Below are 23,316 nucleotides of genomic sequence, written 5' to 3' on the forward strand. Positions count from 1 at the left end.
TGTTTAAATCTAAGAGCATATAAGTCAAAATAATTTTCAGGAGAAAATATCAATGAATGAATATCTTCAAACAAATGCTCATTATTGGTCAGGAACTTACAACGCTCCAAACGTAGAGAGCTTTATTTTTAGGTTTTATGGCAGAATTCTAAAGTTTGACTACGGTATTGATGGCCAAGGACATGAACGTTTACTAGACTTTGGTTGTGGACAAGGTGCTGCCTTGGCCTTTTTTGATAATTTAGGATTTGATTGTTTCGGAGTTGATATTGCCGCTAATGATATTGCCGTTGCTCGTAGCAGAATGCCACACATTGCTTCACAGTTTGCTGTCATTGAACCTAAACCTAATCCAGAGCAGATATTCTTTGGAGGTGACTTTGATATAGTTATATCTATTCAAACTTTAGACTTTTTGTCGAATACAGATTTTGACTTAGCAATTAGGTGCCTCTATAACAACATGAAAGTTGGTTCCAAAATTTATGCTTCTATGAATGGATGGACGCACTACTATAGAAATCATGGGACTTATGTTGGGGACGGTTTGTGGCATGTCCAATTTAAGACTGACCGTTTAGACTATGATCTTTACCTTAACTTTGTGAGAGACAAGGAAGAAATGGTGAAGAAATTTTCCTTGTTTAAGCCTATTTATCTAGATTACTATGACTACTCTTTTCGTGAAGAAGGGAGCGAGTTGAGATATACTTTCTTTGGTGTTAAGGAGTGAATTAGTAATGAAAATAAAATCTAACAATGAATGGGATAAACTTAAGACAGTCATCGTTGGTACAGTAGAAAATTTCTCTCCAGGATTAGAAGTTATAGATAGTTCAAGATCATTTGAGATTTTGACAAAGGCTGAAACTATCGCTCGTAAAGCCTACCCCCAATGGTATTTAGATGAAGTAGCTGAAGATTTAGAGGTACTGTGTAGCATTCTACGAAAAGCTGGCGTTAACGTCTTACGTCCTTCATGGCATGAGGAATACTACACCTTTAGTACCCCGAATTGGTCAGCATCTGGTTTTGATATATATAATGTTAGAGACATTCACATTGTTTTTGGAAATACTTTAGTTGTCAGTGCTCCATCATCTAGATTTAGATTATTTGAGTTTTACGCCTTTCAAGACTTGCTCTACAAGCATTGTTTTGATGAAGGATTTAGATGGATATTTGCACCACCGCCAAAGTTAAAAGGGGAATATCGTCAGCTATTACAGCGTCCTTTAACTGATCTAGAAAATGTGGAAGATAAAGTACACCAACAGCTAAGTGGTGGAGTCAATGAAATATTTCACTTCTTGGTTGAGGACGAAATTATTTTTGATGCTGCCAACATAATTAGGCTCGGAAAAGATATTTTATATTTAGTTTCCTCGACTGGAAATCATAAAGGAGCTAAATGGCTTGCTGATGTGTTAGGTAGTGACTATAAAGTTCATTTGACGCATACCTATCGATCCTCTCACTTAGATTCAACTATATTACCTCTTTCTGAAGGGGTGGTTCTATTAAATGGTTTCAGAGTAAAAGAATCTACATGTCCTGAAGTATTCAGTAAGTGGGATAAAATATACTTTACGGAGGTTGTACCTGTGCCTGAAACTGAGGTCTCCTTTCATAGAGAGGTACGCCTTCCTGTATATGAAGAATTATTATCCATGGGTGTTATTTCTCATTTAAATACCATGAGTTCTCCTTGGGCAGGATTGAATGTATTTTCCATTTCTCCTGATACAGTCTTGGTTCATGACCAGCAACTCCCTCTAATCAAAGCCCTCGAAGCCAAAAGGTTTACTGTTGTTCCTGTCAGAATGCGTCATTGTTACACAATGCTAGGTGGTTTGCATTGCACTACTCTAGACCTTGAAAGAGATCACAGGTAGCGAGTGAACCAAGCCATTGAGCGGGGTACGGCTGTCTCGTGGGAGCATATTGGCTGAACCTAGAGGTGGAGCGGCTCTTCAAAAATTTGCGCTTCAGAAAAGGGGCACGTTTGGGGCAACATTTCAGGGTCAAGGGGTGTTTCTTGTCCTACTAAATCAAGAGCCGTCTCATAACTGATGCCAATTGCTTCTGAGAGGTAGGGCTTGAGGCTGGGGTTTTCCCTGAGGTGGCGTTCTATGCGACGTCGTTGCTCACGAATCGTGTAAAGCCAGCTTTTTGAGCGTCTTTCAGGTTGGTAGTACCACTTGATCAAGTGAGCCAGTAACACTTCAAGGCGGCTGCGCAGTTCCCGCTTCTCCTGCCTGCCCAAGGCTTCAATCTCCTCACTTAAGTTCTCAAGGTCGAGGAGTTCAAATTTGCCCTGGCGGAGGTATGTGGCTTGCTGTTGCGTCCAAGCATAAAAGTCGGTTTCATAGAGGCTACTCATGGCCGGCTCGACTCCAGAGATATCTAGTCAGGCTAGGGCAGTGCAGGGAAGTTATCGCTTTTCTAGGGTGTGTAGTACTTTTTCAATATCTACGATAAAGATGGGCGGTAACTCCTGATCGTCTTGACTACTGACCATGAGGGAACTGACGTTGTGAATGCTCCCCCAGTGGAGATAGTTGCTGGGAATGGGATGAATCGCCTCCCGCGGGATGCGCTCAATGACGGGGGGGTCTGTGAGGGGGAGTCCGAGCCACTCTTCTTGCAAACGGGGCTGGAGAATGAGCAAAAATTTGAGCTTTTGCGTTTCTGAGGCTGAGAGGGGATCATCAAAAAGACAGCGGCCAATATCAATGACTACAATTTCCCGATTCTCATAGCTGACAAGGCCAACCCCCCGCTGCTGTGGATCGCCATGAACAGGGGGCAAAGGAATGACGCGATAGGCCTGTGCCATGGGCACGGCAAACTGCTCTTGACGCACGATGAAGGTGAGGAATTGCTCTAAAACAATCGGTTGGCTTTGGCGACGACGACGGCTTTTAAGCATGGCGGATCAACTGATCAAGGGTGGCCAAGAGGTCGCTTTCGCGGAAGGGTTTGCTAAAGTAGGCGGCTGCTCCCAGACGTTCTGCCAGTTGGCGGTGTTTTTGACCCGTGCGCGAAGTCAGCATCATGACAGGGGTGTTTTGACAGTGGGGGATGCGGCGAATTTGGGTGAGAACGCCAAACCCATCAAGACGAGGCATTTCAATATCGCAAATGAGGGCGTTGACGTGTAGTCCCCCTTGGAGCTTATCAATGGCCTCCTGACCATCTTTGGCCTGCTCGACCCGATAACCCGCTTTTTCGAGGATACTGGCAAGAAAGCGCCGCACGTTCACTGAATCATCAACCACAAGGACGGTGTCTTGGCTAGGGGCAACGGGGCTAGCCACAGGGACACGAGAACTCTCTTGTTCTGACCAATCAAAAAGGGCGAGGGGATCTAATAGAGGGACAATACGGCCATTCCCCAAAATTGTGCAGCCACTAAAGCCCTTGGGGAGGGCTAATTCTCCTTCGACTTGGCGAATGGTGACTTCCTGCTCGCTCCAATAGCGATCAACCCGCAGGGCGAGGGCACTGTCCCCTTGACTAACAATCATCAGGGTTGGTTCGTTAATTGTGGGTGCTCCCTCCATTTCCACGGGACGATAGGGACGCTGAAAGTGGAAAATCTGGGTGAGATCAACTAAGGGAATGAGATAGCCTTCCCAGTCAATTAGGGTTGAGCCAAGGGTTTCGATCGGAGGGTAGCGATCGGCCAGTACCATTTCCTCGATTTCTTCGGTTGGCACCGCCAAGAGCATGCCAGCGGCCTCCACCAAGAGCACCCGTACCACCGAAAGGGTGTAGGGAATTGTAATCGTAAATCGCGTGCCTTGGCCGGGGGTACTGTGAATTTGGATGTCACCGCGAATTTGCCGTAGGTTGGTGCGCACTACGTCCATGCCTACGCCGCGTCCAGAGAGGCTAGTTACCTGTGAGGCTGTTGAAAAGCCCGGCTCAAAAATCAGTTGCCAAAGGTCGCGATCGCTCGCGGTTTCCAACCAGTCCCGAGCTAAGCCCAATCGCCGTGCCGTTTGGCGAATTTTCTCTGGATTGAGACCGCGGCCATCATCCGCCACCGTAATTACGGTTTGGTTACCGCGATAGGCCGCTTTTAGAGTAATGGTTCCCGCTGGGGGTTTACCAAGGGCTTGGCGTTCCTCGGCGGGTTCAATCCCGTGATCAAAGGCATTGCGGACAAGGTGCAAGAGGGGATCCGCCAACACACTCAATACAGTCCGGTCAATGAGAACGTGGCTGCCCTCAATCTCTAAGTTGACATTTTTACCATGCTCGCGACTCAATTCACGGATTAGGCGAGGATAGCGGTTGGCCAGATCCGCAAAGGGGCGCATCCGCACTTGGGTAAACCGAGCTTGAAGTTGCTTGGCGGTGCGGTTGAGATCACGGCCAGTGCGTTCGGTTTCCTCTAGGCTCAATTCCAAATCGCTGGTAATTTCCTGCACCTGCACAATGGTTTCCATCACCTCTTGGGAGAGCAGGTGCACATCGGTGTAGCGATCGAACTCGAGGACATCGAAGCCATGCTGATTTTGGGGATTAAAGTGATGGGGGGCACTGACACGGTCATACTCTGTGCGCAGACGAAAGTTGGCACGCTCAAGAGCACGCACTTTTTGCTTGAGACCCACTAGCAGATCATGGAGGCGTTCCCGTTGTAGATCCAGACCGTTACACTCAATGAGCAACTCCCCCATCAGATCACTCAGTTGATCCAACTGATGCCCCGGCACCCGCACGGTCATTTCCTTGGGTTCTTGGGTTTGGGGCTGGGGAGTCACTGGGGTGGTCTCAGCCTCTAGAGTAGGGGAAGGTGCCTCTCTAGGGGTGGGTGGGGGGGACAATAAATCCCCTAAGGAGAAAGCCTCCACTTCAGCACTGGCAAAGTCCTCGACTCCTAATTCTTGATTGAGGTTGGCCAGCGGCAAATCAATAATGGTTTGATCCTCGTCTTCTTCGTCCCCTTGATCATGGCCTTCAGGGGTTTCCAAATGCGTGGGGAGAGCCTCCAGTTGACCAGTAATCACAAGGGCTTGGCAGCGTCGCCATTGCTGAATAATGTGGGCACCCGCTTCGCTGACATCACAGTTGGGCTGCTCCAGATAGGCACTGACGGAGGCACAAAACTCGGCAAACTGGGGCAGCTCCAGCATTTGCCCTAGGCCTTCCAGTTCTTGGGCAGCGATCGCCAGCTCCTCCTTGAGGCAGGGTTGACCGGGGGTTTGCAGGACGGTTTCCAAGCGTTGCAGGCAGGCTTCCACCTCGGTTTCAAAGAGAACCACCCGCATCTGCTGGCCATCATCGCCACTGAGGAGTGCCAGATCATCCTCTGCCGTCGGCTCTCCCAGCCGTCCCTGTAACTCATCCAAAATTGGCTCGACTTGGGTGCGCCACCAGCCCTCATTGGGTTCAACCCCCTGGCGATGGAGGGTAATGACTGCTTGCAGTTGATCCACGGCCTTGAGCAGGAGGTGTTGTACCTCCACATCCTCGCAGGGTCGAGATTTCAAGACCTTGAAGAAATCCTCAAGGCGATGAGCCAGCTCACTGAGGGACATAAAGCCCATCATTGCGGCGCCGCCTTTAATGGAATGAGCCGCCCGCAGCACGCCATCGATCACCCCCGGCTGGTGGGAGAGTTCCAGTATCCCTGACTCAATCGTTTGCAGGTAGTCCTGAGCCTCCTCGAGGAACTGGAGACGAATCGTTTCCTCAACGCCGGGTTCGGGCATGGTTATCCCTCAGCAGTCACCTTAAAGATGTTGACGGAGTTTTGGAGTTCCTGAGCCATGTCCACGGTGGCTTGGAGAGACTCAGAGATCTGTTTGGAGGTGGCCGACATGCCTTCTGAAACCTTGGCGAAATCGCGCATCAGCGTATTCACCGTATTGGAGGTGCGGGCTTGGGAAACCGTGGCTTGGGAAATAGACTGCACCAGCTCGTCAATGTGCTGCGACACCTGCACGATTTCTTCGAGGTTCTGCTTGGTGATTTCCACAAGGCGGGTGCCTTCGACCACTTGGGCGGTACCCGTTTCCATGGCACTGACCACTTCGTGGGTTTCCTGCTGAATTGTTTCTACGATTTGCTCAATTTCACGGGTTGCCGCGGCCGATCGCGCTGCTAGTTCACCCACCTCTTCTGCCACCACAGCAAAGCCTCGGCCTTCTTCACCGGCACGGGCAGCCTCAATACTAGCATTGATGGCCAAGAGGTTGGTTTGCAGGGCAATCTGGTTAATCAGGGAGATCACCTTGGAAATTTGCTGCGAGGATTCGCCTAAGCGCTTCACTTTTTTGGCAGTTTCAGCCACGGTTTCCCGCAGGTGGAGAATGCTCTCGACGGTGGCATCCATCGTTTCACCACTGGTGACCGCTCGCTCTGAGGCTTTACGCGCCACTTCTGCCGCCTCGTTGGCGCTGTTTGCCACCGATTCAATCGAGCTGGACATGGCCTCAACCGCTTCCAGCATCCGCTTCACTTTCTTGGCTTGCCGCAGGGATTCTTCCGCCAGCTCGGTCATGGCTTGCTCATCCGCCAAGAGGGCGGTGTTCACTTTCTCGGTGGTGGCTTTCACTTGGATGACCACGTCCCGCAGACTTTCAATGAGCGAGTTGAAGATGTCAGCAACGGTACCAATTTCATCGGCAGTGATGTCTGCGCGTACTGTTAGATCCCCTTGGGAGGCGGCCTCTACCTCCGTCAGTAGGTTGATCAACTGCGTTTGGATGCGCTCCGTACGCTGCTGTTGCTCCTGAGCAAGGCGTTCGGCTTCTTTTTGGGCGGCAGTGGTCTGCTCAAGGAATTTGCTGCGCTCTAGAACCAGTCCTGCTTGGTTGGCCAACTGGAGAAAGGCATCAATTTCGGGCTGTTGCCATTGACGCGAGCCGCTGCACTGATGGGCAATTAACAGAGCCACCAGTTTTTTTTCCACGAGCACGGGCACGACTAGGTTGGCTCGCACCTTCAGGGGAGCGAGTTGTTTCAGGTGGCACTCCGTCAGACCCGCATTGAGAATATCGGCTGTGGCTTGGACACGCCCTTTGGTGTAGGCATCCACCCAATTTTGACGGAAGCAGGGATCGTCAATCACCTGTTCGAGGGCTTGGGGCCACCCCACGCCAACAGATTCGGCGATGACTTTGCCCACGTAGTTCTGATCAAATTCATAAAAAATCACGCGATCGCACCCCAACAGGTGACGACCCTCATTGACAAGGTTATCGAGAATTTGCTGGCGATCGCTCTGCTGGGTCAAGCGGAAGACACTATCGCGCAATTGCTGAGCGCGTTGGGCAGTCAGTCGGGCTTCGGTAAGGGAGGCTTCTAACTGTGCGGCCATCTGGTTAATGGTGCGGCTGAGGGTGGCCAATTCATCATCCCCTTCTACGGGGAGGCGGGTCTGGAGATCCCCTTCACCAATTTTTGTTACCGCGTTGGTGGCGCGCAGCAGCGGTTGAATGCCGCGATCGCTCAGATAAATAGCGATCGCCCCCGCCACAATTGCCGTCACGACTACCCCAGACAAAAGTGTCCACGTGAGGTTTTGCAGGGGCTTGAGGGCATAGTCTTGGTCGGTACCAAGGACAATGGAAGTAAAGGGTTGCGAAACACTGGTGTAGCTGAGAATTTGGGACTCCCCATCCAAGCGGCGTTTTTCTGTCAGCGTGCTCGTGGGCCTATTTTCCCTTGTTTGAGCCAGTTTGGGAAAAGCCTCCTCTAGGGGTTTGCCCTGCAACTCTGGGATTGAGGCCGCGAAGATCCTTCCCCCCGGCTCAACGAGGTAAAAACTCTCCTGTTGATCCCGATCATAGGTTTTAAAAAACTGCTGAATACTGCCCTTGGGTACCCGCAACCGCAGCACCGCCATGATTTGCTGGTTTTGGGGATTGATCAGCGGTACCGCCAAAAACATCCCGAGGGGGCGATCGGGCCGCGACAGCGTTGGCTCAACGGTTAAAACCACGCCCCGAGTTTGGATCGCCAGCTTAAAGTACTCTTGATTTTGGAGAATATTGTTGGCGAGACGGTTTCCTGCTGAGGATTGAGCAATGACGGTTCCTTGGCCATCGTTGGCAATGATTGCCGCACTGTCGTAGACCACATAGGCATCAAGGAACTGATCGAGAACGGCTTGCAGTTGGGGGCGATCGCGCCGCTGAATTTCACTGCTATAACGATTATTCAAAACAGAAGCCAAGACCCGTGCGTCCCCCCGGCGATCGCGCAGATAGTTGTCAAATTGAAGCGCTGCACTATTGGCTTCCTGTTGCTGAAGTTGCAATACCTGCTGCATTAACTGTTGACGCGCCACTTCATTGGCCGCTAAGCCCACCCCAATCATCGGCACCGTTGCAAGGGCAACAGCACTGGTAATCAGTTTCGGACGTAGCCCCCAAAATTTGCGGCGGGGGGGCGGTGGGGATGCAGGTTGTTCAGGGGATTTGCCGTTGGCGGGTGCTGTTTTCTCCTCAAGAGAAGGCAGTTGGTAGTTCAAGACCGAGGGTGGCAAGGGGGGAATATCGAGGGGGGGTTTAGCAGTGGTCATTGTTGGCACATCCTAACAGCATCAATAGCAGCCCTATCCGACATCAACAGCAAGCACACTTGCACAAAACCGTTCGGCGATCGCAGCGCCATCGAGGATGAAAACGACCTCCTCGGCTAGACGACAGCAGCCTTTCAGGTAGGGAACCAGCGCCGCACTCACTGTACCCACAGGCGATTGAATGGCTCGCTCGGGAAGACGGACAATGCCGCGTACTTCCTTTAGCGCCAATCCGAGGTATCCCTTGGGGGTGTGCAATAGCACGATCGTCACTAGAGACATATCTGCATCCAGTGGCTCTAGGCTCAGCAAGTGGGCTAAATCCAGCACCCAAACAATGCGGTTACGAAAGTTCAGCAGCCCCATCACCACTGGGGGCATATTGGGAATCACTGTGAGCTGTTGCGGCGGGATCACCAACACCTGCTGAATCTCAGTCATCGGCAGCAGTGCCGTCAATTGCTCGTGCACTACTAAGCGCAAGTAGGGTGCCCCTTGGGGGCGATCGCGCCCTTCACCACTGTTCAACCAAGGTGCCACCCCCAACATCGCTACACCACCACCGACTTCAGCGCCCGCACTAGATCGTCACGGTTAAAGGGCTTCGTCACATAGGCATCAGCCCCCTGTTTCATAGCCCAAAGACGGTCTAGCTCTTGGTTTTTCGAGGTGCAGACAACAATGGGGAGCTTTTCTGTTTCTGGATTTTTCTTGAGACTGCGGCAGAGTTCAAAGCCGCTCATCCCCGGCATCACCACATCCGTCACCACCACATCGGGCTTGTACTGCGTGACTTTTTCTAGAGCCTCCTTGGCGTCAGTGGCCGCAATGACGGTATAGCCAGAGTCCTTAAGAAACGAGGTAATCAGTGCCATTTCCGAGGGGGTATCTTCTACCACTAAGACCGTCGTCATGTCATCTCCCAAATGTCAATTCAAATAATCAATTACTGTCAATATACTGCCCACAGGTTGTCTGTACTACGTCAAGTACTGAAACACCATTTTGAGAAGTTCCGCTTGAGTAAAGGGCTTGGTCATGTAATCCGTTGCCCCCACAAGACGGGCTTTGGCGCGGTCAATGAGACCCGTGTTACCCGTCACCATAATGATGGGGACTGACTTAAAGCGTTCATGGTTGCGAATGACTTTACAAAACTTATAACCATCAATGTTGGGCATCCCCACGTCCAGCAGGATTAGATCTGGATTGAGGCGCATCACCTCCATCAGGGCTTTCACAGAATCATTGAGGGCAATGACTTCAAAGGCATCATCGGCCAAAAACCGCTTAATTTCATTGAGCATCGTCGGACTATCGTCAATACAGACAATCCGATAGGTACGGTTTGGCACTTGGGAAGTGAAAAAGCCACTGCCTACATCACCACTCTCCTCCGCAACAGCGGGTGTGGTTTCTTGCCACAAACTGGTATCAAAACTCGGCAGTAAATCAAAGGGGTGCTGCGGTTCCCGAACGACGACGGCCCCTTTCTCAATCAAAGGCACAAGGCTGCGCACCAAGGTAATTTCATTTTGGTTCATGAGCACCGCCAAGTGGCGAAAGCTAAAGCCCCGCAACATCGACCCCAAGCGTTGCTGCTGCTCAGGGGTTAGATTCACTTGGGCACCACTAAAAAAGTAGGGGCGCTGAAAAGGCGAGACAATTTTGTGACCCAAGCTCAGCCACTGCTGAATGCGGGATTTGCACTGCTGAATCAGTCGGCTGACGTCAAAGCGGCTGACAATCAGCACTTCAACATAGGGCACCAGTTGATGGTGACCACTCTTGAGATAGAGAAACGACTCGAGGACTTCCAAGATCAGCCCCTCCACCAATTGATAAAACTGCTCTGGGGTGATGATGTTTTGAGTGAGCAGCCAGCGCAGACTCTCATACTCATAGATCGGGGTAGGGGTATTGGCCTGTTCCCATTGCTGTCGGACTTGGGCACGTAACTCGCGATCGAGGGCAGGAACGATTTGGCTGAGTTGTCGCAGATGTCGCTCAAAGCGATCGCCCGGTTCAATCGTGTGGGTAGCATAGATGATGTCTCCCTGATCAAAGTAGAGAAACCACTGCTGCCCTTGAACGCTAACCCGAAAGCAACCTGTACCCGCTGAAGTACTCAGCTGCTGGAGTAATCGTTGCGGCTGAAGTGTTTCTGTCAATTGTGGTGTTCCCCCGCCACCAAAACTGCGATCTGATGTCATCATATTAACCTGATCCATTTACGCTGAACACTGCTGAGCATTACGACTCAGCACTGAAACGATAGCATCCCACTCATTCCTGAGCAGGAAGGCGGTATCCCGCAAAGCCCTGAGAAGGATTCCCAGAGCACCTTGATAGTCACGTGGCATCCTGTGGTGGCAGTTGGGGCATCGAAATACCTTTTGTCCGCCTAAACCGTTGTGAATATGACCGCAACGAGTGCAGGTCTTGCTGGTATAGGCTTCAGACACTTCAACGACCACCACACCACGCTTTTGCGCTGGGAACTTGAGAAACTGCTTGAACCGATAGTGCGCCCATGTCAGCATGGCTCGCGCGGTCTTGCTACCGAATTTTCGACCTACTTTGGCCACCATATCGGCAGTCTCAAACGTCGGCAGAAAAATCAAACGGTAGCTTGTCGTCAACCAGTGAGCCACCTGCTTGTGACACTCGTCAATCAAGTGCCGAATCCGTTCTCGCAGTCTGAATGCCGCCATCCGCATCCGTCGCCGCCGCTTGGCATGCACCTTAGTCATTCGAGACACTAGGTTATCCAAGTGGGCACAGAGGCGAGCAATGCGTCCAAAGTCGCCTTTGCCAATGTCCACAAACGCATCACCGTCAAATCCCCTTAGGAAAGTCCTCACGCCAGGGTCAAGAGCAATTACTCCCGTTGCTTGGGTGGTCTCGACAACAACAGGCTCAGGGAAAATCCCATACCCGCGGTCTTTAACTCGCATGAGTTCGGTGCCATAGTTGCACTCACGTTGCCGCATATAGGCAATCGCTTGGTTGTAGCAGTATCGGGATGCCGCTTGCCACTGCTTCCATTGTTTTGTCAATTCAGGCTGCGGATAAATCCTGATCTTTTTGGATTGCAGTTTTGTACTTGCGCAGTCCGTAGAGTCTGCTGCTGAAGCACTGGAGGATGGCGAGACTATCCTCAACCAATTCCTGTTGGGGAAACAGCTCCTGATCATCGAGAACCACGATTTGACACCCATGTCGTTGGCAATACCACTGCACAAGGTCAAATCCAAATCGGCAGAGTCGGTCTTGATGAGCGACCACAATTGTTGCGACATCACCTCGACCCACTCGTTCCAATAAGGAAAGAAACTGTTGACGCTTGAAGTTGAGACCGCCGCCAATCTCTGCCACCCCTTCGGCTCTAGGATAGAGTTCAAGCAGCTTGGCAACTTGGTGATTGAGGTCAGATTTTTGAGTGGGGCTACTAACTCTGGCATAGACCACAACGGTATTGGCCTTTGCGCCTGCCCAAGAGTCGAGATCATAGCGCCGCTCTGCGCTAGAGGGGGTGCGGATGGCTTTGATGAGTCCTCGCTTTTCCCAGCGCCGCAAGGTGTGCAGGCTGATTTTGAAGTATTCGCTTGCTTCTTTCTGGGTGACATAGTTAGGCACTGGAGATTATTGATGATCAATTACCCGCACCGAAGTCTCGTGCAACTGCGGCAGCAGCCAGCGATTGTTTAACAATAAAACTAGTTGAGATGTTTTACTATCCTTAAGTGAGAGATGTGCTTAAGAATACCGATGTGTTGATTATATTAAGCAGTATCGGCGAAAAGATGAAAGAAAACTTCAGAAAAGTTAATGACTTTTACAAAGGATAGTAAACTGCCTCCCTTCTCTAAAACATTAAAGAGGCTTCTCTAAGCATGACCTCCGTTCTTGCAGAAAAACTACGGACGGCGAGGCGCGCCTATGGGCGGAAGTGATCCGAGAGGCCTATGACGACTTAGTGAAGGCCAAAGACTTTAACGAATTGAAGGCAATTGGCAATTGTTGCGGATTTGGCTCAAGCGAAGAAACTCGCCCCCTCTTTTTTGCAGCCAAAGCCCTGATTCAGAACCGGGGCGCAGTAATGGTTACCACACGCGGTAAATACTTCCCATAAAAAAATCCCCCTCCACAAGGGAGAGGGACGAGGCATAAAGGCAAATCTAGCAACCTTAGAACGTGAAGGTGGTGCGAATCACGCCTTGCAGAATCGGCTGACCAGAGAAAACTCCACCACCGTTGGTATTATTGGGGTTAATGATCGCCGTGAAGATGGGTGTGATGCTGATGTTGTCGCTAATGGGAAACTTGTAGAAGGCTTCCACATTGACTTGAGTGGCGTTGTTGCCTATACCGCCGCCAAAAGTGGGAGCACTGTTGATAAAGGGCGCACCTGCAGCAGCAGCTAGCACTGATCCTGGCACCAGCAAGTCTTTATAGCCAATGCCCGCCATGAAGGTGTAGGCCATCATTCCGGGAGCCCCCAATCCAAAATTAGCAGCAGAGAAGGGCAGCGGAGATACCCCTGGGAAATAAGTACTTGGAATGCCCGCTACACCAGCACGACCAAAGATACCCAAGCGGCCGAGGTTCAGCTCGAAGTTAATGCCCCCTGCTTGAGCTTCAATACCATAGGTTTTGGAATAGGTACCTTGAAGCTTCACTGCATAGCTGTTGCGGCCATTGCCGAAGGTGTTAGCGTACTCTAGCTCAAGGGAAGCTTGGAAGGGATCACCCCCAAAGCCACCTCCAGGACTAGGTGGCACAATTCCAGACGCTGCTCGACCAGCTTCGGCAGCAAGATACAGTGCACGCACGGTAAACGGTCCTTCATTGGGATTCCACTGGATAGCCGCACCTGCACCCCCTAAGAAGTTCATTGCGTAGGGCACAATGAAGGGGTTGTTGATAAAGAAGTAAGTGCCAAAGTCACTGGCGGGAGAGTTCGCCCAGCTATTGGTGTCAATGATGTCACTGGGATAGAACTGAGGCCCCGCCGTAATGGTGATGTCTTGAGTGGGCTTGAAGCTGTAGGCAAGGCGGTACAGGCTAACACCGGGTCCAAAGCCAGACCAGTAATACTGGCTGGGGTTAAAGTAGGGGAGGGGACGGCTGAAAATGTCAGTTGTACCCACAGGGGGCTGGGCTAGAGTTGAAGTAGTTTGCAAGCCTAAACCATAGGTGCTAATGGCATCGCGGCCACCATTCCCAGTGGACAAGCTAGTTTGCAGTAGGTCAGTACCGGTAAAGCTGGTATTGAGGTTCAGGATGACGCCAGCAATAACTGTCGGATTGGTGCGACCAGATGCAGGAGTAAGAATACCAGCGGGACTGACGGAAAGATTAGGGCTACTTGGCCGGCCACCGTATTGAACCGACATCACCGCCGTTCCCGTGAGCTTGGTCGTGGTGGAGAATTGGGTGGCTTCGAGGGCGGCGGTACGGGCTTCGAGATTGTCCACGCGGCCGCGCAGGGTGGCGAGTTCGGCAGCGAACTCATCCATGAGTTTTTGCAGGGTGGCAAGGTCTTCCTTGGTGGCAAAGCGATCGCTGATCACATCCAAGCAGGCATTCAGAGCCGCTGCCATTTCATAACGGGTGGCCGCCCGGTTGCCCCGGAAGGTGCCATCGGGATAACCAGCAATACAGCCGTATTTTTCCACAAGGGAGGCAAGGGCTTGGTAGGCCCAGTCGGTGGGACGCACGTCGGAAAGCTGGGAGACAGAGGTCACCTGCCCCATGGATTCTTCGTTGGCAAGAAGCTGATTGACAGAGGTGATAGTGCTCGAAGCGTCTGCAATGGTGTTGGGGGCAGGCAGTGCTTCAGAAACTTGCAGATTTTGGGGTTCAGCCGCAATCAGGTTTTCAAATTTGGGGGGTTCATTGGCAGTAGCAATATTCGCCCCTGCAACCATACCTAGGAGGCTCAAGCTACCTGCAAACAGGTACGTCTTTTTCACGATGTTACTCCTCACTCACGAGCGTCTGGGTTCGGCAGAGCGATCAACTCATTCTGCTGTTCCCTAGTACCTAGCTTACACAATATGGCTTAACTGTGTTGCAAGCCGATTATGCAAGTTTTGCTAAATTATAAGTGCTTCCCCTTTAATTTGTCCAATACTTTGTTTTAATTTGTTGACACTGAAATTTCATCCGTCGCGCTGGTGTGGTAGGAGTCCGCACAAAGAGCTTTCCTGATAGAGGGCGTGGAAACCAGAGCAGCCCTGTTCGTTCGATAGAATACACTGTACAGCCAAGACTTCTATAGATGCAATGACCTCTGCCCTCGAAGAAAAGCTGCGGGCGGCGTTTCCTCCCGAACAGGCGCATCTACTTGCAGAAGTGATCCATGAAGCCTACAACGATGTGGTGAAAGCAAGAGACTTCAATGAGCTGAAGTCCATCGTCGGTGAACTGGCTCAAGCCCAAAAACGCACTGAGGAGCGGGTGGATCAGCTAGCTGTTGCTGTTGCAGAACTGGCTCAAGCTCAAAAACGCACCGAAGAACGGGTGGATCAACTAGCTGCTGCTCAGGAGCGCACAGAACGAGCCGTGAGGCAACTGGCTCGCCAAGTGGGAGGACTCAGTGAAGCTCTCGGCGGATCCCTAGAAGACCTTGCTCTGGAAGTGGTGCCCGAAATCCTCGAATATCGCTGGGGCATGGAAATCGAATTTTGTGAGCGGGATACCCTGCCGTTGCGCAATGGGGAGTATGAGTTTGCTTTGGTCATCCGTGGTCAAGTCCATGGAGAGCCGATTCTGGTGCTGGGGGAAGTCAAAAGCAATCTCACTGAATCTGAGGTGGAGCGGTTTTTGAATCTGGTGGCTCAAGTGGAAGCGACTGAGGAAATTCGTCCTCTCTTTTTTGGCTATCGTGTTGAGCGGGCGGCCAAGGCGTTGATTCGTGAGCGGGGAGCTGTGATGGTCACCACAAGGGGCAAATACTTTCCTGAGTGAATGAAGTACCCATCACGCTTCTGGGGTTGGCGCGGTGTCTGCTGCATGATAGGAGCTACGCACCAGCGGCCCGGATTGCACGTGGGAAAAGCCGAGTTCGCGGGCAATGTGACCCAAGTTCTCAAATTCTTGGGGCGTCCAATACTTGACCACCGGCAAGTGATGCAAAGAGGGGGGCAGATATTGTCCCAAAGTCAGGCGATCGCACCCCACGGCTCGTAAATCTTTTAGGGTTTGAATCACCTCTGCCTCGGTTTCTCCCAAACCTAACATCAAGCCCGACTTGGTGGGAAGGTGGGGATTCAGTTCCTTCACAGTGGCCAATACGCGCAGTGAACTCTCATAGGTGGCGCCACGGCGCACCGGACCTTGTAGGCGGCGTACGGTTTCGAGGTTGTGGTTGTAGCAGGCAGGCTGTGCTGCCACAATTTGGGCAATGCAGTCCCGTTGGCTCAAGCGTCCCCGATCCATGCGAAAGTCGGGGGTGAGGACTTCGATTTCCGTGTGGGGGCAGCGTTGGCGAATGGCGTGCATCGTAGCCACAAATTGACCTGCCCCCTGATCCGCCAAGTCATCGCGAGCCACAGAGGTTAAAACCACATAGCGCAATCCCAAGGTAGCCACAGCAGCCGCGATTTTTGCGGGTTCCTCTGGATCAACCGCAGCAGGAGCATGGCCTTTCTCCACTTGGCAAAAGGCACAGGCACGGGTACAGGTGGCGCCCAAGAGCAAAAAGGTGGCGGTTTTTTGGGCATAGCATTCACCGCGATTGGGACAGCGTCCCTCTTCGCAAATGGTGTGAATCCCATACTGGCGCACCAGTCGTTGCACGGTGGAGATCTCACTGGCTTTGCCAAGGGGTTTGCGCAGCCACGGCGGCAGGGGTTGGGAGACGGTCATAGAGTGGGGTTAATCCTGAAAATAGGGGAGAAGCGAACTAGATACAAAACTTGATTAACTATCGAGTCTATTTATTAAGTAACTGTAAATGATTGCCACGGGTACGCTTAGGGGGCGATCGCTTCTATGGCACCATTAATAGCGACGTTACCGCAGCTATGCCACAGAACCTATGAGTGATCAGCCACGCCCAACGGTCATTATTACGGGTGCATCCTCTGGAGTTGGTTTGTATGCCACCAAAGCCTTAGCCAATCGGGGCTGGCACGTTATTATGGCCTGCCGCAATCTTGAAAAAGCAGAGCAAGCTGCCAAAGACTTGCAGATTCCGCCAGAGGCCTACACGATTTTGCATTTGGACTTGTCCTCGTTGGCCAGTGTGCGCGGCTTTGTCGAGTCGTTTCGAGCCTTGAATCGCCCCCTGCGTGCCTTGGTCTGCAATGCCGCTGTCTATTATCCCTTGCTCAAGGAACCCCTCTACAGTGTGGATGGCTATGAAATGAGCGTGGCCACCAACCATTTGGGGCATTTTCTGTTGGCCAACCTGCTGCTAGAGGATCTGAAAAACTCCCCCGAAAGCGATAAGCGCTTGGTGATTCTTGGCACCGTGACGGCCAACCGCAAAGAACTCGGCGGTAAAATTCCGATTCCGGCTCCTCCTGATTTGGGCAATCTCGAAGGCTTTGAAAAGGGCTTTAAGAAACCGATTGCCATGATTAACGGTAAACCCTTCAAATCGGGCAAGGCCTACAAAGATAGCAAGCTCTGCAATATGCTAACGGCACGGGAACTGCATCGCCGCTTCCACGATAGCACTGGCATTGTTTTTAACTCCCTCTATCCGGGTTGCGTGGCTGATACTCCCCTCTTTCGCAATCATTTCCCTCTCTTTCAGAAGCTCTTTCCCCTCTTCCAGAAGTACATCACGGGGGGCTATGTCAGCCAAGAACTGGCCGGTGAGCGGGTCGCAATGGTGGTGGCAGATCCAGAGTTTCGCCAGTCCGGGGTGCACTGGAGTTGGGGCAACCGCCAAAAACAAGGCCGCAAGGCCTTTGTCCAAGAACTCTCGGCAGAGGGCAGTGATGAGCAAAAGGCTCGCCGCCTGTGGGAGTTGAGCGAAAAACTGGTGGGTTTGGCCTAAAAGTTAACACCTTCTTCCATTCCTCTGGCTGAGCTTGCCGCTATCGTGGAAGTGATCCTTGCCATTGCAGGATGGATGTATGTCACAGCAAGATTTTGGCGTCATTGGCCTTGCCGTCATGGGGGAAAACCTTGCCCTCAATGTGGAGCGCAATGGCTTCTCAGTGGCGGTCTATAACCGCACCCCCGCCCGCACCGAGGCTTTTATGGCGGAACGAGCCGCAGGCCGTCGCTTCAAGGCCACCTATAGTCTTGAGGAATTTGTGGCGTCACTGTCGCGTCCGCGGCGGATTTTGGCGATGGTCAAAGCCGGCCAGCCGGTGGATGACCTGATCCAGCAACTCAAACCGCTCCTTGAGCCGGGGGACATTCTCATTGATGGTGGCAACTCCCTCTACACTGATACAGAGCGGCGGGTGGCAGAGATGGAGGCGGCAGGGCTGTGCTTCTTTGGTATGGGGGTCAGCGGTGGTGAAGAAGGTGCCCTCAATGGCCCAAGTCTGATGCCCGGTGGCAGTCGTGAGGCCTATCAAGCTTTAGAACCCATCCTCACAAAAATTGCAGCGCAAGTGGACGATGGCCCCTGTGTCACCTACATTGGGCCGGGGGGATCGGGGCACTTTGTGAAGATGGTGCACAATGGCATTGAGTATGGTGATATGCAGCTCATTGCTGAAGCCTATGACCTACTGAAAAACCTCCTTGGCCTCAATCACCAGCAGCTCCATGAGGTCTTCCAAAGCTGGAATGCAACCCCTGAACTCAACTCATTTTTGATTGAAATTACCAGTCAGATTTTCACCTATATTGACCCCGAAACCCACTTGCCCCTAGTGGATGTGATTGTGGATGCGGCAGGTCAAAAGGGAACCGGGCGCTGGACGGTGGAAAGTGCCCTTGAAATGGGGGTGGCGATTCCAACAATTACTGCTGCTGTGAATGCTCGCATTATGTCCTCCCTCAAAGCGGAACGGATGGCGGCAGCCCAGGTCCTCCCCGGACCGGTGGCTCACTTTAGCGGCAATCGGGAAGACTTTATCAACAAAATTCGCGATGCCCTCTACTGCTCCAAGATCTGCTCCTATGCCCAAGGCATGGCTCTGATTGCCAAAGGCTCCCAAGAACTGTTTGATAACCAACTCAACCTGAGTGAGATTGCCCGCATTTGGAAGGGGGGCTGCATTATTCGCGCTGGCTTCCTGAATAAAATTAAGCAGGCCTATAGCGAAAATCCCCAACTGGCCAATTTACTGCTGGCGCCGGAGTTTCGCCAAACCATTCTCGATAAACAGGCGGCGTGGCGGGAGGTTCTCGTAGAAGCAACCCGTGCGGGAATTGCGGTACCGGCCTTTGGAGCATCGTTGGAGTACTTCGATAGTTATCGGCGCGATCGCCTGCCGCAAAATCTGACGCAAGCGCAACGGGACTTCTTTGGTGCCCACACCTACGAGCGCATTGATAAGCCGGGAACTTTTCATACCGAGTGGGTGCCGATTCGGGAGGCGGGGAAGGCCTCTGTTTGAGAGGCATGGCTGAAGTGAAATCAGCTCTGTGCTAAGGGGGCGGTGCTTTAGATTATTTTAAGAATGAGGCGAGTCATGCCCTTCTGCGGGGGCGATCGCCCGCTAGCAGTCTGCACCTTGGGGAGGCCAAGAACCCTTGCATCCGTTTATCCGACTCCTGCGCCACAGCCAACGCTACCAACGCCAAGTTTGGCAAGCCTCCCTCTGCTCTGTGCTCAACAAAATTTTTGACCTCGCTCCTCCCGTCTTGATTGGGATTGCCGTGGATTTGGTGGTGAAGCGGCAGGATTCTCTCTTCGCCCGCTGGGGGCTGGCGACCTTTGAGCAGCAATTGTTGGCCTTGGCGGGGCTGTCGTTTGTGATTTGGAGCTTGGAATCGCTCTTTGAGTATGCCTATGCCCGCAGTTGGCGCAACCTAGCCCAGCAGATTCAACACGACTTGCGCCTTGAGACCTATGCCCATGTCCAAGAGATGGATTTGGCCTTTTTTGAGGAGCGCAGCAGTGGCGTGTTGCTCTCGATTCTCAACGATGACATTAACCAACTAGAGCGATTTCTAGATGGCGGTGCCAACGAAATTTTGCAAGTGACGACCACCGTTCTCGTCATTGGTGGTATTTTCTTCTACCTAGCGCCCAATGTGGCGATCTGGGGCATGCTGCCGATGCCCTTTATTCTTTGGGGATCCGTGCTTTTTCAGCGGCGACTGGCGCCTCGCTATGCGGATGTGCGGGAAAAGGCGGGACTCCTCAATGAACGCTTGGCCAACAACATCACGGGCATTCAAACGATCAAAAGCTTTACTGCGGAAGCCTACGAATTGGAGCGTCTGCGCTGGGATAGTGACGCCTACCAACAGAGCAATCGTCGTGCGATTCGCCTCAGTGCTGCCTACATTCCCCTGATTCGCTTTGTGATTTTATTTGGCTTTACGGGCACCTTGGTGCTGGGAGGCTTTGCGGCTTTTCAGGGACGCTTGGATGTGGGTGCCTATAGCACAATGGTCTATCTCATTCAACGCTTGCTCTGGCCCTTGACCCGTTTGGGGGAAACCCTCGATCAGTATCAGCGCGCCATGGCCTCAACGCAGCGGGTGCTAAATTTGCTGGAAACGCCAGTCACGATCTGTACGGGCGATCGCCCCCTTGATCCGCGCCATGTCAAAGGGGAGGTGCGCTTTGAATCCGTCAGCTTTGCCTATGCTGGCCGTGCCCCCGTGCTGAAAAATGTCAGTTTGCATGTGCCTGCGGGTCAGACAATCGCCATTGTCGGCTCTACGGGATCCGGCAAAAGTACCCTTGTGAAATTGTTACTGCGGTTCTATGAGGTACAGCAGGGGCGCATCCTCATTGATGGGGTAGATATTCGCGAGTATCGGCTGCGGGATTTGCGCGGCGTCATTGGTTGGGTGAGTCAAGATGTCTTTCTGTTCCATGGCACCGTCTTTGAAAACATTGCCTATGGCAGTCCGGAAGCAACCCTTGCCGACGTTATCCACGCGGCAAAACTGGCTGAAGCCCATGACTTCATTGAGCAACTCCCCCAAGGTTATGACACGGTGGTGGGTGAACGCGGACAAAAACTCTCCGGCGGTCAGCGGCAGCGGCTGGCGATCGCCCGCACGATTCTCAAAGACCCACCCATTCTGGTGCTCGATGAGGCCACCTCGGCGGTAGATAATGAAACCGAAGCCGCCATCCAGCGATCGCTAGCGCACATTACCGCCCATCGCACCACCATTGCCATTGCCCACCGCCTCTCGACCATTCGCCACGCCGACTGCATTTACGTTCTAGAGCACGGCGAAATCGTTGAACAGGGAACGCACGAGGCACTCTTGGCGCAGCAGGGCGTCTATTATGGCCTCTGGCAAGTACAAGCTGGCCAGCTCCTCCCTGAAGATTAGGGCGTGAGGTGATAGCGTGCCCGCTCCGCCGCTGTCTTTTCGCGATCTAGTTTCAAGATCAGCACTGCCAAGGGGGGCAAACACAGATCAAGGGAGTAGCGACGGTTGTGGTAAGGCCATTCATCAGCCCATTTACCGCCCAAGTTGCCCATATTGCTACCGCCATACTCGCGGGCATCACTGTTAAACAATTCCCTATAGAAACCATGCTCCGGCACACCAATGCGGTAGTGGCTATGGGGCTGTGGCGTAAAGTTACAGACGACAACGACAAAATCTTGGTAGTCCTTGTCCCAACGGATGAAGGACACGACACTGTGGCGGTTGTCACTACAATCAATCCACTCAAAGCCCTCCGATTTGAAATCTTGGGTATAGAGGGCAGGTTGTGAACGATAGAGGCGGTTCAGATCCTCAAAGAAGCGTTTGGTTTGCTGGTGGGGTTCGTATTGCAGCAGGTGCCACTCTAAATCACTCCAGACATTCCACTCGCTCCATTGGGCAAACTCCATCCCCATGAACATTGTTTTCTTGCCGGGATGGGTGAACATGTAGGCAAATAAACAGCGCAGATTGGCGAATTTCTGCCAGCGATCGCCCGGCATTTTGCCAATGATGTTACTCTTGCCATGTACCACCTCATCGTGGGAGAGCGCCAGCATGAAGTTTTCACTGTGGTGGTACCACATACTAAACGTGACATTGTTTTGGTGGAACTGGCGGAACCACGGATCCATGCTGAAGTAGTCAAGAATATCGTGCATCCAACCCATATTCCACTTCAGGTTGAAGCCTAATCCCCCCATGTAGGTGGGCCAAGAGACCATCGGCCAAGCCGTTGACTCCTCAGCGATCGAGAGAATTCCCGGAAAGTAGCTAAAGATCACGTGGTTGACTTGGCGCAGGAAGTTGGCCGCCTCCAAATTCTCGCGTCCCCCATATTCATTAGGAATCCACTCGCCCTCCTTGCGGGCATAGTCAAGATAGAGCATCGAGGCCACGGCATCTACGCGAATGCCATCAATGTGGTACTTGTCAAACCAAAAGAGGGCATTGGCCACGAGAAAATTGCGCACCTCATGGCGACCGTAGTTAAAGACAAGGGTGCCCCATTCCTTGTGTTCGCCCTTACGCGGATCCGCATGCTCATAGAGGTGGGTACCATCAAAGAACGCCAGCCCATGGCCATCCTTGGGAAAGTGCCCCGGCACCCAATCAACAATGACGCCAATACCGTTTTGGTGGCACTGATCTACGAAATACATGAAGTCTTGGGGACTGCCATAGCGAGAGGTGGGGGCGTAGTAGCCAGTGACTTGATAGCCCCAAGAGCCATCAAAGGGATGCTCAGCAATGGGCAAGAGTTCGATGTGGGTGTAGCCCAGTTCTTTAACGTAGGGAATCAGTTTGGCCGCGAGTTCGCGATAGGTGAGAAAGCGTGCCCAAGGCTTGAGTTCTGCCACCTGCACGGGTTCTTGGGGTTTACCATCGGCACCAATGGGCGGATCGTCCATCGAGGCATGGAGCCACGATCCTAAATGCACTTCAAAGACGGAAATTGGTTGCGTCAGCGGGTCAGTGTGCCGCCGTTTTTCCAGCCAGTCATTATCACCCCATTCGTAGCTATTGAGATCGGTAACAATGGAAGCAGTCTTGGGTCGCGGTTCTTGGTAGAAGCCGTAGGGATCTGATTTTTCGTAGATGTGGCCGTCTTGGTTCTTAATTTCGTACTTGTAGTGCTCGCCCACACCTAAGCCGGGGATAAAGAGTTCCCAGATGCCATTGCCGCGCCGTGCCATTTGGTGCTTGCGGCCATCCCAGTGGTTAAAGTTGCCAATGACAGAGACATTGCGGGCATTGGGTGCCCAGACGGCAAAATACACTCCTGCAACGCCATCGACTGTGAGCAGGTGTGCCCCAAGTTTTTCATAAATGCGGTGGTGATTGCCCTCGGCAAAGAGGTGGATGTCAAAATCGGTGAGTTTGGAAGAGCGAAACGCGTAGGGATCGTAGATCACCCGCTCGTGGCCATTTTCATAAATTTTCAGTTGATAATTATTCAGTTGGGGCAAGGGAATACGGCATTCAAAAAAGTGGGGGTGATGAACCGGCGTCATCGGATACTCTTGTCGCTGCTCTGGACAGAGGACACTCACCCGTTCGGCATTTGGTAAATAGGCGCGTACCGCCCACACGGATTGGCCATTTTCATGAATCTGGTGACATCCCAAAATTTCAAAGGGGTCATGGTGCCGGTTGGAAACAATGCGGTCAATCTGTTCGGGCGAAACGGTCATATTTTTATACTTTCGTAAAATATGGGGACAATA

At 52.1% G+C, this 23,316-nt stretch carries 18 protein-coding genes; 6 read left to right on the top strand and 12 right to left on the bottom strand.

Annotation, left to right across the window (positions count from 1 at the left end; genetic code table 11):
* Positions 1-52: 52 nt before the first annotated feature.
* Positions 53-733, top strand: coding sequence for a bifunctional 2-polyprenyl-6-hydroxyphenol methylase/3-demethylubiquinol 3-O-methyltransferase UbiG (locus NBE99_RS09830; protein WP_250681906.1), 681 nt, complete (start codon positions 53-55; stop codon positions 731-733).
* A 7-nt stretch (positions 734-740) separates the two neighbouring features.
* A complete protein-coding gene (locus NBE99_RS09835; protein ID WP_250681907.1) occupies positions 741-1,895 on the top strand; it encodes a hypothetical protein in 1,155 nt (384 codons plus the stop codon).
* A 59-nt stretch (positions 1,896-1,954) separates the two neighbouring features.
* Here the strand turns inward: NBE99_RS09835 and NBE99_RS09840 are convergent, their stop codons facing one another.
* From NBE99_RS09840 to NBE99_RS09885, 10 genes are all read right to left on the bottom strand, one after another.
* Entirely contained in the window at positions 1,955-2,383 is a 429-nt protein-coding gene (locus tag NBE99_RS09840; RefSeq protein WP_250681908.1) for a DUF29 domain-containing protein, read from the bottom strand.
* A 51-nt stretch (positions 2,384-2,434) separates the two neighbouring features.
* Positions 2,435-2,932 carry a chemotaxis protein CheW gene (locus NBE99_RS09845; protein ID WP_250681909.1) on the bottom strand — a complete coding sequence of 166 codons (498 nt, stop codon included), beginning with the start codon at positions 2,930-2,932 and terminating at the stop codon, positions 2,435-2,437.
* Entirely contained in the window at positions 2,925-5,726 is a 2,802-nt protein-coding gene (locus NBE99_RS09850) for a hybrid sensor histidine kinase/response regulator (RefSeq protein ID WP_250681910.1), read from the bottom strand. The genes NBE99_RS09845 and NBE99_RS09850 overlap by 8 nt, the downstream gene beginning before the upstream one ends.
* A 2-nt stretch (positions 5,727-5,728) precedes the next feature.
* Positions 5,729-8,542: a methyl-accepting chemotaxis protein gene (locus tag NBE99_RS09855; RefSeq protein ID WP_250681911.1), complete on the bottom strand. Its 2,814-nt coding sequence runs from the start codon at positions 8,540-8,542 to the stop codon at positions 5,729-5,731.
* A gap of 33 nt (positions 8,543-8,575) precedes the next feature.
* Complete coding sequence (locus NBE99_RS09860) at positions 8,576-9,091, bottom strand: chemotaxis protein CheW (protein WP_250681912.1); 516 nt, start codon at positions 9,089-9,091, stop codon at positions 8,576-8,578.
* Positions 9,092-9,093: 2 nt separating this feature from the next.
* The gene (locus tag NBE99_RS09865) at positions 9,094-9,456 is read right to left on the bottom strand and encodes a PleD family two-component system response regulator (RefSeq protein WP_250681913.1); all 363 of its coding nucleotides are present in this window, start codon (positions 9,454-9,456) and stop codon (positions 9,094-9,096) included.
* Between the two features lie 66 nt (positions 9,457-9,522).
* Positions 9,523-10,758: a response regulator gene (locus tag NBE99_RS09870; RefSeq protein ID WP_250681914.1), complete on the bottom strand. Its 1,236-nt coding sequence runs from the start codon at positions 10,756-10,758 to the stop codon at positions 9,523-9,525.
* A gap of 15 nt (positions 10,759-10,773) precedes the next feature.
* Positions 10,774-11,601 carry a transposase gene (locus tag NBE99_RS09875; protein ID WP_250681915.1) on the bottom strand — a complete coding sequence of 276 codons (828 nt, stop codon included), beginning with the start codon at positions 11,599-11,601 and terminating at the stop codon, positions 10,774-10,776.
* Position 11,602: 1 nt separating this feature from the next.
* Positions 11,603-12,181, bottom strand: coding sequence for an IS607 family transposase (locus NBE99_RS09880; RefSeq protein ID WP_250681916.1), 579 nt, complete (start codon positions 12,179-12,181; stop codon positions 11,603-11,605).
* 551 nt (positions 12,182-12,732) lie between these two features.
* Entirely contained in the window at positions 12,733-14,520 is a 1,788-nt protein-coding gene (locus NBE99_RS09885) for an iron uptake porin (RefSeq protein WP_250681917.1), read from the bottom strand.
* A gap of 313 nt (positions 14,521-14,833) precedes the next feature.
* Here NBE99_RS09885 and NBE99_RS09890 point away from each other — a divergent pair, with 313 nt between their 5' ends.
* Positions 14,834-15,517, top strand: a complete 684-nt coding sequence (locus tag NBE99_RS09890; protein WP_250681918.1) for a hypothetical protein — start codon at positions 14,834-14,836, stop codon at positions 15,515-15,517.
* 12 nt (positions 15,518-15,529) lie between these two features.
* Here NBE99_RS09890 and lipA read toward each other — a convergent pair whose 3' ends face one another.
* Positions 15,530-16,417: a lipoyl synthase gene (lipA, locus tag NBE99_RS09895; protein WP_250681919.1), complete on the bottom strand. Its 888-nt coding sequence runs from the start codon at positions 16,415-16,417 to the stop codon at positions 15,530-15,532.
* Positions 16,418-16,589: 172 nt separating this feature from the next.
* On the opposite strand from lipA, the gene NBE99_RS09900 reads away from it, so the two are divergent.
* The 3 genes from NBE99_RS09900 to NBE99_RS09910 all read left to right on the top strand — a co-directional run bounded on the left by NBE99_RS09900 (position 16,590) and on the right by NBE99_RS09910 (position 20,986).
* Complete coding sequence (locus NBE99_RS09900) at positions 16,590-17,558, top strand: protochlorophyllide reductase (RefSeq protein ID WP_250681920.1); 969 nt, start codon at positions 16,590-16,592, stop codon at positions 17,556-17,558.
* A gap of 79 nt (positions 17,559-17,637) precedes the next feature.
* Positions 17,638-19,080 (top strand): NADP-dependent phosphogluconate dehydrogenase, encoded by a 1,443-nt coding sequence (gene gndA, locus NBE99_RS09905; protein ID WP_250681921.1) that lies wholly within the window; start codon positions 17,638-17,640, stop codon positions 19,078-19,080.
* A 136-nt stretch (positions 19,081-19,216) separates the two neighbouring features.
* Positions 19,217-20,986 carry an ABC transporter ATP-binding protein gene (locus tag NBE99_RS09910; protein ID WP_250681922.1) on the top strand — a complete coding sequence of 590 codons (1,770 nt, stop codon included), beginning with the start codon at positions 19,217-19,219 and terminating at the stop codon, positions 20,984-20,986.
* On the opposite strand, the gene glgB is transcribed toward NBE99_RS09910, so the two are convergent.
* The gene (gene glgB, locus NBE99_RS09915) at positions 20,983-23,283 is read right to left on the bottom strand and encodes a 1,4-alpha-glucan branching enzyme (protein ID WP_250681923.1); all 2,301 of its coding nucleotides are present in this window, start codon (positions 23,281-23,283) and stop codon (positions 20,983-20,985) included. The two genes, NBE99_RS09910 and glgB, sit on opposite strands and share 4 nt — an antisense overlap.
* Between the last annotated feature and the right edge of the window lie 33 nt (positions 23,284-23,316).

It is taken from the genome of Thermosynechococcus sp. HN-54 (assembly GCF_023650955.1).
In the GTDB taxonomy this organism is placed as follows: Bacteria; Cyanobacteriota; Cyanobacteriia; order Thermosynechococcales; family Thermosynechococcaceae; genus Thermosynechococcus.

Bases quoted from the DNA above. Each gene is read 5' to 3' on its own strand.
- NBE99_RS09835 (WP_250681907.1), top strand. From the start codon at position 741: ATGAAAATAAAATCTAACAATGAATGGGATAAACTTAAGACAGTCATC.
- NBE99_RS09840 (WP_250681908.1), bottom strand. From the start codon at position 2,383: ATGAGTAGCCTCTATGAAACCGACTTTTATGCTTGGACGCAACAGCAA.
- NBE99_RS09865 (WP_250681913.1), bottom strand. From the start codon at position 9,456: ATGACGACGGTCTTAGTGGTAGAAGATACCCCCTCGGAAATGGCACTG.
- NBE99_RS09850 (WP_250681910.1), bottom strand. From the start codon at position 5,726: ATGCCCGAACCCGGCGTTGAGGAAACGATTCGTCTCCAGTTCCTCGAG.
- NBE99_RS09855 (WP_250681911.1), bottom strand. From the start codon at position 8,542: ATGACCACTGCTAAACCCCCCCTCGATATTCCCCCCTTGCCACCCTCG.
- NBE99_RS09830 (WP_250681906.1), top strand. From the start codon at position 53: ATGAATGAATATCTTCAAACAAATGCTCATTATTGGTCAGGAACTTAC.
- NBE99_RS09845 (WP_250681909.1), bottom strand. From the start codon at position 2,932: ATGCTTAAAAGCCGTCGTCGTCGCCAAAGCCAACCGATTGTTTTAGAG.
- NBE99_RS09870 (WP_250681914.1), bottom strand. From the start codon at position 10,758: ATGATGACATCAGATCGCAGTTTTGGTGGCGGGGGAACACCACAATTG.
- gndA (WP_250681921.1), top strand. From the start codon at position 17,638: ATGTCACAGCAAGATTTTGGCGTCATTGGCCTTGCCGTCATGGGGGAA.
- NBE99_RS09890 (WP_250681918.1), top strand. From the start codon at position 14,834: ATGACCTCTGCCCTCGAAGAAAAGCTGCGGGCGGCGTTTCCTCCCGAA.
- glgB (WP_250681923.1), bottom strand. From the start codon at position 23,283: ATGACCGTTTCGCCCGAACAGATTGACCGCATTGTTTCCAACCGGCAC.
- NBE99_RS09900 (WP_250681920.1), top strand. From the start codon at position 16,590: ATGAGTGATCAGCCACGCCCAACGGTCATTATTACGGGTGCATCCTCT.
- lipA (WP_250681919.1), bottom strand. From the start codon at position 16,417: ATGACCGTCTCCCAACCCCTGCCGCCGTGGCTGCGCAAACCCCTTGGC.
- NBE99_RS09860 (WP_250681912.1), bottom strand. From the start codon at position 9,091: ATGTTGGGGGTGGCACCTTGGTTGAACAGTGGTGAAGGGCGCGATCGC.